The organism is Nocardia sp. NPDC050630 (genome assembly GCF_044457245.1).
GTDB lineage: Bacteria > Actinomycetota > Actinomycetes > Mycobacteriales > Mycobacteriaceae > Nocardia.
The window spans coordinates 311,081-325,460 of sequence record NZ_JBITGN010000008.1 but is presented as its reverse complement, the minus strand read 5'-3'; the positions used below and the strand labels follow the sequence as shown (position 1 = coordinate 325,460).

The 14,380-nt window shown below is 64.4% G+C and carries 13 protein-coding genes; 3 read left to right on the top strand and 10 right to left on the bottom strand.

Annotated elements, in window-relative coordinates; genetic code table 11:
- Window positions 1-52: 52 nt before the first annotated feature.
- The 7 genes from ACIBG0_RS22585 to ACIBG0_RS22555 form a co-directional block, all read right to left on the bottom strand.
- Window positions 53-1,195, bottom strand: a complete 1,143-nt coding sequence (locus ACIBG0_RS22585; protein ID WP_397034915.1) for an ABC transporter substrate-binding protein — start codon at window positions 1,193-1,195, stop codon at window positions 53-55.
- Window positions 1,192-1,968 carry an ABC transporter permease gene (locus ACIBG0_RS22580; RefSeq protein WP_397034914.1) on the bottom strand — a complete coding sequence of 259 codons (777 nt, stop codon included), beginning with the start codon at window positions 1,966-1,968 and terminating at the stop codon, window positions 1,192-1,194. Before ACIBG0_RS22580 ends, ACIBG0_RS22585 begins: the two co-directional genes overlap by 4 nt.
- Window positions 1,965-2,873, bottom strand: a complete 909-nt coding sequence (locus tag ACIBG0_RS22575; protein WP_397034913.1) for an ABC transporter ATP-binding protein — start codon at window positions 2,871-2,873, stop codon at window positions 1,965-1,967. Before ACIBG0_RS22575 ends, ACIBG0_RS22580 begins: the two co-directional genes overlap by 4 nt.
- Entirely contained in the window at window positions 2,870-3,760 is an 891-nt protein-coding gene (locus ACIBG0_RS22570; RefSeq protein ID WP_397034912.1) for an ABC transporter permease, read from the bottom strand. The genes ACIBG0_RS22575 and ACIBG0_RS22570 overlap by 4 nt, the downstream gene beginning before the upstream one ends.
- Before the next feature lie 91 nt (window positions 3,761-3,851).
- Window positions 3,852-4,889, bottom strand: a complete 1,038-nt coding sequence (locus ACIBG0_RS22565; RefSeq protein ID WP_397034911.1) for a TIGR03842 family LLM class F420-dependent oxidoreductase — start codon at window positions 4,887-4,889, stop codon at window positions 3,852-3,854.
- Between the two features lie 19 nt (window positions 4,890-4,908).
- Window positions 4,909-6,330, bottom strand: coding sequence for a dihydropyrimidinase (hydA, locus tag ACIBG0_RS22560; RefSeq protein ID WP_397034910.1), 1,422 nt, complete (start codon window positions 6,328-6,330; stop codon window positions 4,909-4,911).
- A gap of 16 nt (window positions 6,331-6,346) precedes the next feature.
- Window positions 6,347-7,183 (bottom strand): nitrilase-related carbon-nitrogen hydrolase, encoded by an 837-nt coding sequence (locus ACIBG0_RS22555; RefSeq protein WP_397034909.1) that lies wholly within the window; start codon window positions 7,181-7,183, stop codon window positions 6,347-6,349.
- A gap of 122 nt (window positions 7,184-7,305) precedes the next feature.
- Between ACIBG0_RS22555 and ACIBG0_RS22550 the strand changes: the two genes are divergently transcribed.
- Window positions 7,306-8,757, top strand: coding sequence for an aminotransferase class I/II-fold pyridoxal phosphate-dependent enzyme (locus tag ACIBG0_RS22550; RefSeq protein WP_397034908.1), 1,452 nt, complete (start codon window positions 7,306-7,308; stop codon window positions 8,755-8,757).
- Here ACIBG0_RS22550 and ACIBG0_RS22545 read toward each other — a convergent pair.
- A complete protein-coding gene (locus ACIBG0_RS22545; RefSeq protein ID WP_397034961.1) occupies window positions 8,754-10,496 on the bottom strand; it encodes a CocE/NonD family hydrolase in 1,743 nt (580 codons plus the stop codon). The genes ACIBG0_RS22550 and ACIBG0_RS22545 overlap by 4 nt on opposite strands.
- A gap of 404 nt (window positions 10,497-10,900) precedes the next feature.
- Between ACIBG0_RS22545 and ACIBG0_RS22540 the strand changes: the two genes are divergently transcribed.
- Window positions 10,901-11,620 (top strand): peptidylprolyl isomerase, encoded by a 720-nt coding sequence (locus ACIBG0_RS22540; RefSeq protein WP_397034907.1) that lies wholly within the window; start codon window positions 10,901-10,903, stop codon window positions 11,618-11,620.
- A 50-nt stretch (window positions 11,621-11,670) separates the two neighbouring features.
- On the opposite strand, the gene bla is transcribed toward ACIBG0_RS22540, so the two are convergent.
- Window positions 11,671-12,573: a class A beta-lactamase gene (bla, locus tag ACIBG0_RS22535; RefSeq protein ID WP_397034960.1), complete on the bottom strand. Its 903-nt coding sequence runs from the start codon at window positions 12,571-12,573 to the stop codon at window positions 11,671-11,673.
- A gap of 174 nt (window positions 12,574-12,747) precedes the next feature.
- On the opposite strand from bla, the gene ACIBG0_RS22530 reads away from it, so the two are divergent.
- Window positions 12,748-13,623, top strand: coding sequence for an LLM class F420-dependent oxidoreductase (locus ACIBG0_RS22530; RefSeq protein ID WP_397034906.1), 876 nt, complete (start codon window positions 12,748-12,750; stop codon window positions 13,621-13,623).
- A gap of 258 nt (window positions 13,624-13,881) precedes the next feature.
- On the opposite strand, the gene ACIBG0_RS22525 is transcribed toward ACIBG0_RS22530, so the two are convergent.
- Window positions 13,882-14,301 (bottom strand): VOC family protein, encoded by a 420-nt coding sequence (locus ACIBG0_RS22525; RefSeq protein WP_397034905.1) that lies wholly within the window; start codon window positions 14,299-14,301, stop codon window positions 13,882-13,884.
- Between the last annotated feature and the right edge of the window lie 79 nt (window positions 14,302-14,380).

Genomic DNA, 14,380 nt, shown 5'->3' with positions numbered 1-14,380 from the left:
GCACTCGAGGCGAGTCCACCTCGATCGGGGGTCAGTAGAAGGGATAGACCACCTACTTACCGCCTTCGGTCAGCGTCACCTGTTGCGGAACGAATCCTGTTCCGGTTACATCGATTCCACCGGATTTCAGTAGATCCAGCGCCTTGGTGACGTATTCATTCGTGAACGCGCCCGCATCGGGATCTTGCTTCAGCACCGTGACGCCCTCCTGGTTCTTGGTCTCCTCGGCGATCTTCACGGTGCGGTCCCATGCGGACTTGTCGATCATGCCGATCCCGTTGGGCGAGGGCCAGATCAGCTTGTTCACCTCGTTGATCTGCCACTGCTGGTGGCTGGCACCGAGTGTGCTGCCAGCAGCGACGGTGATATCGCGGCATTTGTCGACATTGTCGCGGCAGAATGCCCAGCCCTTCAGCGACGCCGCGATGAATTTGACGGTCTGTTCCTGGTATTTCGCATCCGTCAGCTTCGCCGAATTCGCCCAGATCGCGTCCTGCAGCATGGCCACGCCCTCATCGTTCCAGTCGATGGTGGCGAAATCGTCCGCGCTGTAGAGCTTTCCGGTGGCGGGGTTCTTCGTCTCCAGCAGCTGGGCGTATTCGTTGTAGGACATGGCCTGGGCGGCGGTGATGTCCTTGGCGAGGAAGGCGTTCATATCGAACTGCTGCTGGACCAGCTTGACATCCTTGGACGGATCGATGCCCGCCTTGGTCATACCCGCGAACAGCTCGAATTCATTGCCGTAGCCCCAGTTTCCGACAGTCTTACCGCGCAGTGCGGCCGGTCCGGTAATGTTGTCGGACTTGAACGACACCTGCTTGGTACCCGAGCGCTGCAATACCTGTGCCACATCGGTGATACCCGCCCCGGCCTCCCGGGATGCCAGCGCCTTGGGCACCCAGGCGATCGCGTAATCGGCCTGCCCCTGCGCAAGTACCGTCTGCGGCACGATATCCGTTCCACCATCGAGGATTTCGACGGAAAGTCCCTGCTCCTTATAGAAGCCCTGATCCACGGCGGCCAGATAACCCGCGAACTGCCCCTGCTTGAACCACTGCAACTGCAGACGGACCTTGGTCAGGCCATCGGCGGTGGTTGCGGAACCGTTGTCGGTAGTGCTGCAGCCGGTCAGCGCGGCCGCCGCCAACGCCGCCAGCGCGAGACAAGCGCGTAAACGCCCTGTGGCAGTTCTCATTTCGATCTCCCAAAAATGTCGCGGAGCAGGATGGTCCGAGGTCGGCGGGTCAGTTGTTCGAGGATCATGACGACGGCGAGGAAGAGCAGACCGACCATCATGGCGCCGACCACATACGCCCAGGCGCGTGGATAGGCGGTATTCGCCGCGGCGGAGGTGATTCGGCTGCCGAGGCCGTTCTGCAGACCGCCGAAGTATTCGGCGATAATGGCCGCGATCACCGCGCCCGGCGCCGCGATGCGCAGTCCGGTGAACAGGTAGGGCAGTGCCGCGGGCAGCCGCACCGCGCGGGTGACCTGCCAACCCCCGGCCGCGTACGAGGTCATCAGATCGGCGTGCACCTGTGGCACTTGCCGCAGGCCACGGGCGGTGCTGACGAACATCGGGAAGAACACCACAATGGCCACGACCATGCGGCGCGGAGTCTCGGTGGTGGTCGAATACATCGAATTCAGCAGCGGGGCGAGCGCGACGATCGGCACGGCGGCGGCCGCGGCGGCCAGCGGTGTCAACAGTCCCTCGACCAGCCGGAACCGCACCGCGACCATGGCCGCCACAATGCCGAGGACCGCACCGGCCAGCAGGCCGATGAGGGCATTCGTACCGGTCGCGGTGGCGGCATCGACAATGCGGTCGAAGTTCTCGGTGAACTGTTTCGCGATCGCGGTCGGCGCCGGAAGCAGGAACGACGGCACGCCCGCGGCGACGGTCAGCACCTGCCACAGCGCCAGTCCGACGACGCCGAATACCACCGGTGGCAGCCACGTCTTCATCGCATGTCCTGTCCGGCCACGATGATGTCGACGGTCTCGTGACCGCCGCGCAGTGCGGTGCGGACGGCGGCGACGGCTTCGAAAAACGCCTCGCTGGAACGGATATCGTCGCCACTGACGCCCGCCTCGCGGCCCCAGCCTCCGGTCGGCACGATCTCGGTGATGCGGCCGGGCCGCGGCGACATGACCACGACGCGGTCGGACAGGAATACCGCCTCCGGAATCGAGTGCGTCACGAAAACCACTGCGGCACCGGTCTCCGCGGCAATGCGCAGCAGTTCGCCCTGCATACGTTCGCGGGTCATCTCGTCCAGCGCGCCGAACGGTTCGTCCATGAGCAGCAGCGAGGGCTTGCGAGCCAGTGCCCTGGCGATGGCTACCCGCTGCTGCATGCCGCCGGATAGTTCCGCCGGATAGCGGTCGGCGAATTCGGTGAGTCCGGCCATCCGCAGAAGTTCCGCACTGCGAGCGCGTCTTTCGGCCCTCGCAACCTTGTGCAACTCCAGCGGCAATTCGACATTGGCCCGTACGGTGCGCCAGTCCAGGAGTCCCGCTTGCTGGAAGGCGATGCCGTAGTTCTGATCGATTCTGGCCTGCCGGGCGGACTTGCCGTGCACGGTCACGGTGCCGTTGCTCGGCCGTTCCAGATCCGCGATAATGCGCAGCAGGGTGGATTTGCCGCAGCCCGACGGACCGATCAGCGAGACGAACTCCCCCGCAAGGACTTTCAATGAGACACCAGTGAGGGCGGTCACCGAACCGGCGTCGAAAATCTTGCCGACATCGGTGAGTTCGACCGCCGCAACGTCTTCGGCCTTCGCCGCGACGGGACTCGGATCAGGTGCCTGAATCTGCTCGTCGGCCGCATCGCTGCCCGTGGTGGCTGCTTCCACTTTCCCGGTCAACGGGTACCTCCTGAAGAACCGCGTGCCCCGGCGGGACGGCTGTAACGACGTAGTGCCACTTCGATCAGGCCGACGATGGACGTAACCGCGACGCCGAGCAGTGCTGCGGCGAGAACGGCCGCGTAAAGCCGGGCCGCATCGCCGGTGGCCTGTTGAGAGAAGACGATTATTTGACGGCCGATGCCGCCCGCGGTGCCGGTCGAGATCTCCGCGACCACCGCGCCGATCACCGATGCCGCGGCTGCCAAACGCAGGGCGGGCAGAAAGTGCGGCATTGCGGCCGGAAACCGCAAGTGCACCAATGTCTCCCACCAATTCGCGGAGTAGCTGTGCAGTAATTCCACCGACGCCTTGGACGGCGCCTGCAGTCCGCGCAACATCCCGACCGCGATCGGGAAGAAGGCCAGATACGATGCGATGACCGCGATACTCATCCACGGCCGCCACGGTTCACCGGCAATGACGATCTTGCCGCCCCAACCGGCTACCAGGGGTGCCAGTGCGATCAGTGGAACTGTCTGCGAGACAATGATATAGGGCAGCAAACCGCGCTCGATGAATGCGAACCGCTGCATCATCACCGCGAGTACGACGCCGACCACGGTGCCGATCGTCAAGGCCAATAGTGCGAGCCCGAAGGTGAATCCCGCTGTGCGCAACAGTGTTCCACCAACCGTGCCCGGGCCGTCCTTATCGCCGAGCACGGTAATGACCGACCAGACATGGGGCAGCGCAGCGTCACTCGTGCGCGGGAGGACCCGGGTATCGCCGATACTCACCCCACGCTCGGGCACGAAATACTTCACCAGCTCCCACACCGCGACCACCAGCGCCATTACACCGATCGCATAGCCGACCTGCCGCGCGCGCAACGCGCCCGCTCTCATTGATGACCCGCTGACACCCGAACCGGCTCCGCGAGCTGCCGCTTACCCAGCTCCGAACAGATCGCCCCGAGCTCGAACGCCGCCGAGGCGATCACTGCGCTCCCGCCGTCGCTGTGACCGGATGCGCCAACCTGGGCAGCACCGACTCCCCGTACGCGTCCAATGTGGCGGTCTTGGCGTCATGCTGGAGATAGACCGCGAACTGGTCGACGCCCAACTTCTCCAGCTCGTGCAACCGAGCCAACTGCTCATCCGGCGTGCCGATCACACAGAAGCGGTCCACGATGCCGTCCGGCACGAATTCGGCATGCGTATTGCCCGCGCGTCCGTGCTCGTTGTAGTCGTAGCCCTGGCGGCCCGCGATGTAATCGGTGAGAGCGGCCGGAATGTCGCCGTCGCTACCGTATTTCGCGACGATATCGGCGACGTGATTGCCGACCATGCCGCCGAACCAGCGGCACTGCTCGCGGGCATGCGCGGTCGCGCCATCGGACCCGTCGGTGACGTAGGCCGGTGCCGCTACACAGATTTTCACCGATCCAGGCGCGCGTCCCGCCTTCTCGGCGGCCGCCCGCACCCGGGCGATCGTCCACGCCGCGATATCCGGGTCGGCGAGTTGCAGAATGAATCCGTCGGCGACCTCACCGGTCAGATCGAGTGCACGCGGTCCGTACCCGGCCACCCATACCTCGAGCCGCGAGGCGCTCGCCCACGGAAAGCGCACCACGGTGTCGCCGATGCGGGCGCTGCGACCATTGCCGAGCTCCCTGATCACCTCGATGGATTCGCGCAATATCGCCAAGGTCGTCGGCTTGGCGCCCAGGGTGCGCACCGCAGAGTCACCGCGGCCGATCCCACAGACCGTGCGATTGCCGAACATATCGTTGAGCGTCGCGAAGGTGGACGCGGTCACCGTCCAGTCCCTGGTGGCCGGATTGGTGACCATCGGGCCGACGATCACCTTGCGGGTGGCGGCCAGAATCTGGCTGTGGATGACGTAGGGCTCCTGCCACAGCAGGTGTGAGTCGAAGGTCCATACATGCGAAAAGCCATGTGTCTCCGCCTGTCTGGCCAGTTCGACCACCCGCGATGCGGGAGGTGTGCATTGCAGCACCACACCGATATCCATGCGGCACTCTCCAATCAGGTCAGATCAGGTTCTGCGACAGTTCGCGGGCGATGAACCGACCGTGACCGGCACTGCCCAGATACGCACCGTCGTCGACGATCACGCGGCCGCGCGAGAGCACCGTGTCGACGTGTCCGTCGATCTCGAAGCCCTCCCAGGCCGAGTGATCCATATTCATGTGGTGCGTCTTGCCGAAACCGATGCTGGTATGCCCGCTCGGGTCATAGATGACGAGGTCGGCGTCGGCGCCCGGACTGATCACGCCCTTGCGCGGATACATGCCGAACATGCGGGCCGGGGTGGTGCAACAGACCTCGACCCAGCGCTCGAGTGATATCAGCCCGTTCTTGACGCCCTGGAACATCAGATCCATCCGATGTTCGACACCGCCGATCCCATTGGGAATCTTGCTGAAATCGCCGAGCCCCAACTCTTTCTGATCTTTCATGCAGAACGGGCAGTGGTCGGTACTGACCGAGGTGACATCACCGGTGCGGATATAACGCCACAGCTCGTCCTGATGCCCCTGCGCCTTCGCCCGCAGCGGCGTCGAGCACACCCACTTCGCGCCCTCGAAACCCGATGCGCCCAAATGCTCTTCGAGCGACAGGTACAGATACTGCGGACAGGTTTCACCGAAGACGTTCTGCCCATTGCCCCGCGCGGCGGCGATTTGCTCCATTGCCTGTTTGGCCGAGACGTGCACGATATACAGCGGCGCATTCGTCAACTGGGCCAACATGATCGCGCGATGAGTGGCCTCCTCCTCCATCTGCCACGGCCGGGTGACACCGTGGTAGTACGGTGAGGTCTCACCGCGCGCCAGCGCCTGCTCGACCAGCACATCGATGGCGATGCCGTTCTCCGCGTGCATCATCAGCAGCGCACCCAAATCGCCCGCCGATTGCATGGCCCGCAGAATCTGACCGTCGTCGGAGTAGAAGACACCCGGATAGGCCATGAACAACTTGAAACTGGTGACACCCTCGGCCACCAATTCGCTCATCCCCTTGAGGGATTCGTCGTTCACCTCACCGATGATCTGGTGGAAGCCGTAGTCGATCGCGCAGTTGCCCGCGGCCTTCTCGTGCCACAGAGCGAGGGTGTCCTGAACTCGCTCCCCCGGCTTCTGCACCGCGAAATCGACAATGGTCGTAGTGCCGCCCCAGGCGGCCGCGCGGGTGCCGGTCTCGAAGGTATCCGATGCCTCGGTGCCGCCGAAGGGCAGCTGCATATGAGTGTGGCCGTCCACGCCGCCGGGAATCACATATTTGCCGGACGCGTTGATGACCACATCGGCGGACTCGGCGAGATCCACACCCAATGCGGTGGCGCCGGGTTGCAGAACGGCGACAATGGTCTCGCCGTCGACGAGCACATCGAGCAGTTGCGATCCGGTGGCCGAGACCACCGTGCCGCCGTGAATGAATGTCTTCGTCATATCGATATCACCAGCCTCAGGGAGCCACCATTGGTCCGTAGGCGTCGGGGCGGCGATCGCGATAGAACGCCCAGCGGTCGCGCACCACCTTGATCAGATCCATATCGAGGTCACGGATCACCAGTTCGGGATCGGTGTCCGAGGCGACGTCTCCGACGAATTTACCTTCCGGATCCACGAAATAGCTGGTTCCGTAGAAATCGTCATCGCCGTATTCTTCGATGCCGACCCGGTTGATAGCACCGATGTAGTATTCGTTGGCGACCGCGGAGGCGGGTTGCTCCAGTTTCCACAGGTAGCCGGATAGGCCGCGTGATGTCGCGGAGGGGTTGAAGACGATTTCCGCGCCCGCCAGGCCGAGGGCGCGCCAGCCCTCCGGGAAATGCCGGTCGTAACAGATGTAGACGCCGACCTTGCCCACCGCGGTATCGAAGACCGGCCAGCCCACATTTCCGGGCCGGAAGTAGAACTTCTCCCAGAATCCGTTGACATGCGGAATATGGTGTTTGCGGTATTTGCCGAGATAGCTGCCGTCCGCGTCGATGACCGCCGCGGTGTTGTAGAGCAGACCGGGCTGTTCCTGCTCGTATACCGGCAAGATCATCACCAAACCCAATTCCTTTGCCAGCGCCCCGAATCGCTCCGTCGTCGGACCCGGCACCGATTCCGCGTAGTCGTAGAACTTCGTATCCTGCAACTGGCAGAAGTATGGGCCGTAGAACAACTCCTGGAAGCAGATCACCTTGGCGCCCTGTGCGGCGGCCTGGTGTGCGTAGTCCTCGTGTGCTTTGATCATGGACTCTTTATCACCCGTCCAGTTCGTTTGGACGAGCGCCGCTCGAACGATTCCCATGCTTTGTTATACTTCACCGAGAGCCAATTCGGTTGTGTTACAAGATTGCGGAAACAGTTTCGTAGCCGTAAACCTTGGGGCCGGTCCTCGTTCCGGCGCTGCGCCCGACGCAGAATGACGCTGTGAACTTCGATCCGACGACCGCGCCGCAGGTGCCCGCGGACGACCCGCGAGACCCCGCGCCCGCACCCGCCGCGGCCCGGTCCGGGCTGTTCAACGCGGATCTCGAAGATCGAACTCCGGCCGGAATCGCGGCCGCGGTGAGTCGGCGGATTCGTTCCGGAGCAATCGAACCCGGATCACGGCTGCCGACCGTGCGTGAAGTCGCCCGCGAGTTGCGCGTGTCCCCCGCTACCGTCAACCAGGCTTGGCGCGCGCTGGCTGCCACCGGCGCGATCGTGGCGCGGGGACGCGCCGGAACCTTCGTCGGCAAGCACACCACCGTCCGCGCCACCGCGCCGACCGGCCGCTACCAGCGCCTGCACCCACCGTCGGACAGCGCCTTCCGCATCGACCTATCCCGGGGTACCCCCGATCCGCGGCTCCTACCGGATCTGGTCGCCGTCTTGCGCACGGTCACCGAGCAGGGACGCGGCAATGATCTCGCGGCGGACTATCTCGGCGAGGCCGTGCTGCCGGAACTGGCCGCCAAGGTGCGCACCGATTGGCCCTTTCGCGCCGAACGGATCGCGGTCGTCGACGGGGCGCTGGACGCCATCGATCGACTGCTCGCCGCGCACGTGCGGCTCGGCGATGCGGTGGCCGTCGAAGATCCATGCTTCCCACCATTTCTCGACTTGCTCGCCCGGATCGGTGCTCGGCCTATTCCGGTCCGTATGGATGAATCCGGTTTACTGCCGGACGATCTCGAGCGGGCGCGTGGTGTCGCAGCGCTGATCCTGCAACCGCGCGCACAGAATCCGACGGGCGTCTCGCTGACCGCTGCACGCATCCGCGAACTGACCGAGATCCTCACCGGCACAGACACTCTCGTCATCGAGGACGACCACTCCGCTGGCATCGCCGCCACCACGCTGCGATCCCTCGGCTCACGACTGCCGAGCCGAACGGTACATATCCGCTCCTACTCCAAATCCCACGGCGCGGACCTGCGCCTCGCGGTGGTCGGCGGCCCCGCCGAGGTGCTCGATCCGATGATCGAACGGCGCATGCTCGGCCCCGGCTGGACCAGCCGACTGCTGCAGCGCCTGCTGCTCACCATGCTCGACAGCGACGAGGCCGTGCGCACCGTCGCCGCCGCACGCACCGAATACCGCAGGCGTTCAACCGAACTCCGCCGCGCACTGGTTCGCAGAGGTGTCGCCGTAGCCCGTGGTGACGGCATCAACCTGTGGCTCCCGGTCGCCGACGAAAACGCGGCCATGATCTCGCTGGCAGCCGCCGGCATCAAGGCCGCACCCGGCCGTCCCTTCGAAGTCGAGGACCACCCGCTCGGCGACCACCTGCGCATCACCGTCGCCGCGATAGCCCACGGCGAGCTGGACTGGGTCGCCACCGAGCTCGCCACCGCGACCACCGCGGCGCCCACGTACCGTCGCGTTCGTCGTGCTTAGGATCCAGGCTCGATATCGAATCTGGTAGCGCCGTCGTCACCGGCCGGGATAATGGGCACGATCACCGAGGACGGATGCTCGGAATCCTTGAAGATCATCTGTGTCGCCGGCTGCGTGCGGGCACTGTCACCGAAGGGTTCGCCGGTATTCGGGTTCGGCGCGTACTGCGGATAGTCACTACTGCTGATCGCTACTCGGATTCGATCGCCCGCCTTGAACTGGTAGCTGGTCGGCCAGATCTTGATCGTGAACTGATAGGGCTGGCCCGGCACCAAAAGGGACGGATCCGATAACGAATCCCGGAACGCGGCGCGGATAATGCCATTGTTGAGGTTGACGGCGGATCCATCGGGTGCGACGACCTCGAGCCGCGCGACGAAGTCGGTATCCGGCGCGGTGGACGACGCCCACAGCTTCACGGTAATCGGGCCGGTCACCTCGGTATCGGTGTCGAGCGGATCGGTGGTGTAGGTGAGCACATCCGAACGCTGCTCGACCGCGGTCTGGTCGAATGGTCCCTGCGGGCCCGATCCGACCGAACAGCACGAATGTCCGCCGGTACTCGGCGCGGGTGCGGCCGGATCGTAGACATATCGGTCGACCGCCGCTGGCCCGCCGGGTGCGTGATCGACGAGTTTGCCGACCCGACCGGCAACACCGTTGGCGCCGCTATCGGCGAAAAAATATTCCTTCCATTGTGTTTGCGGCAGGGGCCAATTCGTTGCCGACTTCCACCGATTGGCACCCATGAGGAAGTAGTCGACACGTGGATTACCCGCCACGCCGTTATCCGTGCCCTTGAGGAAGTGCTCGAACCAAGCCAGCATCAACTCGTTGATCGGGCTGTCGCCGACCGTGCCGAGTTGCTCGAGCCGGGGCGCGATCATCGAGGTCGGCCGTCCCCAGCCCAGGTGGTCCCATGGGCCGATGACCAATCGCTGATTCTGCCGTGCCGGTGCGGCGCCACGCTCGACCATTCCGGTGAAGTTCTCGATGCCGCCCGCGAGGAACGCGTCGTACCAGCCCTCGATATCGAGGACCGGCACCCGCACATTCGGATAGCGGTCGCGGATGCTCCACTGCTTCCAGTAGTCATCGCGTGTCGAGTGGCGGATCCAGTCGAAGTACCATGACGCGACGACCGGATTATTCGGCTGCAGTGGTGGAAAATCTTTGTAGGGGCGGTAATTCAGCCACGATGTGATGTTCTGCAGATCTGTGCGCAGTTGGTTGGCGGTGGCCTTATCGTCGCGTCGTTCGGCGGATTCGGCGCCGATGGTGCCCATGGCCCAGGGTTCGACGAAACCGAGCCGGAACGCGCCGCCCTCGTAGGTCCAGCCGTCGTAATAGTCGGAGGCGGTATTCGCGGGCACGATCGTGGTCAGGTGCGGCGGCGTCTCGATGGCGGCCAGCCATTGTGTGGCACCCACATATGACGAGCCGTACATGCCGACTTTGCCGTTCGAACCGGGCAGTTGCGCGGCCCATTCCACGGTGTCGTAGCCATCGCCGGTGTCATTGCCGAATTCGCTGAATGTGCCGTCGGAGCTGCCGATTCCGCGAATGTCCTGGATGACCACGAGGAAGCAGTGCGAGGCGAACCAGTCGGGTGTGCGATAGCGCGAAGGCTGGATCTGCGCGGCGGCCTTGCCGTACTGGGTGCGCATCAGGATCACCGGCACCGGGTCGGTGGTCTGCGGGCGGTACACATCGGCGCGTAGCACCGTGCCGTCGCGCATCGTCGCCGGGACGTCGGCCTGCTTGTCGACCGCGCATGTGCCACGGTCATCGTTGGGTGGCCAGGCACCGGTTTGTGAGTTCGATTTCGTCACGGCGCTGGCCGTACATCCGGCCACTAGTGCGCCGACACACACCACCGCGGTACACCAGCGAAATACGTATCGCGACAAGCTGATACACCTCCCATGGAGGCGATGTCACCGACAGAGTCGGTGCGTGCCGAGCCGGTTAGCCGATCAGATGCGCCTCCGTCGCAGCCATGCTAACCGACCACTCGCCGCACATCGGCGATTTCCATTGCCACACAGTCGCAATGCGCATCTCGTCCCGCTGGAAGCGTCGAGATGGAATGATCCGCTCAGCATCACCCGATGCGATACACAACAGAAGGAGACCTCGACCGGTGAGCAGCGAAGTGCAGGCACGGCAATTCGACCACCATCAGCCCATCGGGCAGCCTCGCAGAGTCGGGCCTGCCCTGCTACGTGGCCTCGGTGCACTCGCCGTCGGCACCACCCTCGCGATCTTCGCCCCAGGCGGGGTCTCGGCGGATCCAGGCGCCCCGGTCGCCGGATGTGTGGCCCCCGATTCGGCCAAGCCCGAGAGCAAGCAGTGGGCCAGCGAGCCCGCGATGGCGATCGATACGGGTGCGAAGTACACCGCACAGCTGGAAACCACCTGCGGCACAGTCAATATCGCCCTGGAGGCCGCCCGCGCGCCGCGCACAGTGAACTCCTTCGTATTCCTGGCCGGGCAGAAGTATTTCGACCACACCCAGTGCCACCGCTTGACCACCGCGGGCATCTTCGTCCTGCAGTGCGGTGATCCCACCGCGACCGGCACCGGCGGTCCGGGGTACCAGTTCCCGAACGAGAACCTGGACGGCGCCACCTATCCGGCCGGCACGGTCGCCATGGCAAACGCGGGTCCCGACACCAACGGCAGCCAGTTCTTCCTGGTCTACAAGGATTCGCAGCTGCCGCCGAACTACACCCCGTTCGGCAAGATCACCGACGGTCTCGACGTTGTGCAGCGGGTCGCCAACGCGGGCGCCGCGGACGGCGAGGACGGTCGCCCGAACGCCGCTGTCGTCCTGAATTCGGTGACCACCGCTCAGGGCTGATCGACATAAGCTGGTGGCGGTGTCGCCCATGGCGACACCGCCACCACCGCTCAGCCGAGCGTGGCGACGACGTACGCGGCGGCCTCGGCGATGAGGGCCTGGTTGTACTCGGCGTCCCTGGTGAACTTGCTGGACATGATCGCGATGACAAGCGGAGCAGCGTTCGGCGGCCATACGACCGCTATGTCGTTGAGCGTGCCGTAGTCGCCCGTCCCGGTCTTGTCGGCGACGGTCCAACCCGGTGGTAGCCCGGCTCGAATGCGCTTGGCGCCAGCGCCGGTGGCATTGCGTTCGAGGAGACCACGCAGAAAGGCGCGCTTATCGTCCGGTAGAGCGTCGCCGAGCACGATCTTCTGATAGTCCGTGCCGAGCGCCCTCGGCGAGGTGGTGTCTCGGGGATCACCGGGCGTGGCTTCGGTGATCGCGGGTTCGATTCGATCCATTCGGGTGATCGTGTCGCCGAGGCTGCGCGCGTAGACCGTGAGTTCGCCCGGTCCGCCGATATCGCGGAGCAACAGATTGCCCGCGGTGCCGTCGCTGTAGCGGACGGCGGCGTCGCACAGCTCGCGGATCGTCATGCCCGATGCCACGTGTTGCGGGGTGATCGGGGCATTCCGCAACAGATCGGCCTCCGTGTAGGTGACGGTAACATCCAAGTGCGACAACGGATTACGCTGTAGAACCGCTGCAGCGGCCAACCCCTTGAAGGTCGAGCAGAACGCAAAACGCTCATCCGCGCGATAGGTGATAGTCGTGCCCGTTCCGGTGGCCAACGCGTACACACCGAGACGTGCGGCGAACTTTCGCTCCAACTCGGTCAGATGAACGTGGTGATCCTCGGTGGGTGCGACGGAAGCGGGAGGTGACGCACCTTCGCCGGTCGCGCATCCAGCCAGTGGCAGCAACGCCGCCGCGGCGAATAACGAACGGCGGTTGATATTCGAGCGTGTCAGCGTCATAGCCTTCCTTCCGCTGCTGCCGGGGCGGTCAGGCCGCTACCGCGGTCGTCCCATCAATACCCGAAATTCCCGGGTGGGCACCAATTCCACGTCGCGAGACTTGACTTGGAGTGCACTCCAGGTCATAGCGTTGGAGTGCAAAATCGTCTAGTACCAGGGGATCACTTCATGGAACTCGGTTTTCACCTACCGATCTTCGATATCGACGGCGGCACCACCGCCATTGCCGGTGAGCTGGCCAGGGTCGGCGCCGCGGCGGAGGCATCCGGGGCGACCTGGCTGTCGTTCATGGACCACTACTTCCAGATCGAGCCGACCGGCCTCCCCGCCGAGGCGAATATGCTGGAGGGCTACACCACCCTCGGCTATCTGGCCGCGCACACCTCACGCATCAACCTCGGCCTGCTCGTCACCGGTGTGACCTACCGGCATCCCGGCCTGCTCGCCAAGATCGTCACCACCCTCGATGTCCTGTCGGGCGGACGCGCGGTGCTCGGACTCGGCGCCGCCTGGTTCGAGCGTGAACATCGCGGGCTCGGCGTGCAGTTCCCTCCGATCGCCGAGCGGTTCGAGCGACTGGAGGAGACGCTGCGCATCTGTCAGCAGATGTGGGACCCGCAGAACAACGGCCCCTTCGACGGCAAGCACTACCAACTGGCCGAAACGCTGTGCTCGCCGCAGCCGATCAACCGGCCCAAGGTGCTCATCGGCGGTGGCGGCGAACGCAAGACATTGCGGTTGGTCGCCCAGTACGGCGACGCCTGCAATCTTTTCGGTTCCGCCCCCGAGGATGTCGGCCACAAAATCGACGTCCTGCGCCGCCATTGCGACGATGTCGGGCGCGATTTCGACGATATCCGCATCACCATCATGGCCAACAATCCGCGCCCGAATCCGGACAATCGCGACGAATTCATCCGCCAGATGGCCGATTACGCCAAGCTCGGCGTGCACACCGTGATCATTATCCCGACCACCGGTTCCCCGGCGGCATGGATCGAGGACATGGCGCCGGCGGTCCCCCAACTCGCCGAACTCGGTTAGCGCGCTTACGGCACATGCCCTTTCGCAGTGTTTGGTTATGAAAGGGCATGTGCGGCAGGCGGCCCTGAACACCGGCGCCCTCGACCGCCGTCCTCCTAGGCCAACTGAGCGCTTCCGGAACCCGATACCGGCCCAGAGCTGCCCCACCGACCATCTGGGCGGCGTCGAAGCCTCCCGGCCCCAATCGACTCCGTTCTTTGGCGGTCTGTTCGCTACCGAATAGCACTGTGAGACAATGGATTCAATCCGGCAGAGCGTTCAGGAAGTACACCGCTTCCCACAAATGACCGTCGGGGTCGGCGAAGTAGCCCGCATAGATACCCCATGGGCGGATGAGGGGTTGGCGGAGATGGTGCCGCCCGCTTGTTCGGCCTGCCGCAGAATGCGGTCGACGTCCTCGCGGGAGTCGGCGAAGAAGCCGAAACTCATCGGGGAACCGCTGACTCGGTCGGGATCGATGCCCGCGTCCATGGCCAGATCGGTGCGCGAGTACAGGGACAGGATCAGGCCGTTGTCCAGGGTGAACATGGCGACCGACCCACCGGGGTTCTGCTCGTCGCGAACGAACTCGGTGCCGATAATGCCCGGCGAGGACAGACCGAGGCCGTCACGGTAGAAACGCAGCGACCGTTCGAGATCGCTCACGGCCAAGGTGATCGCACGGATACTCGTTTTCACATCGATCCTCCTTATCCTCGAACAATGGCCGAGGCTTCGTCCCGGCCATGGTTCAGTCAACGCGAGCGGTATTCGGATG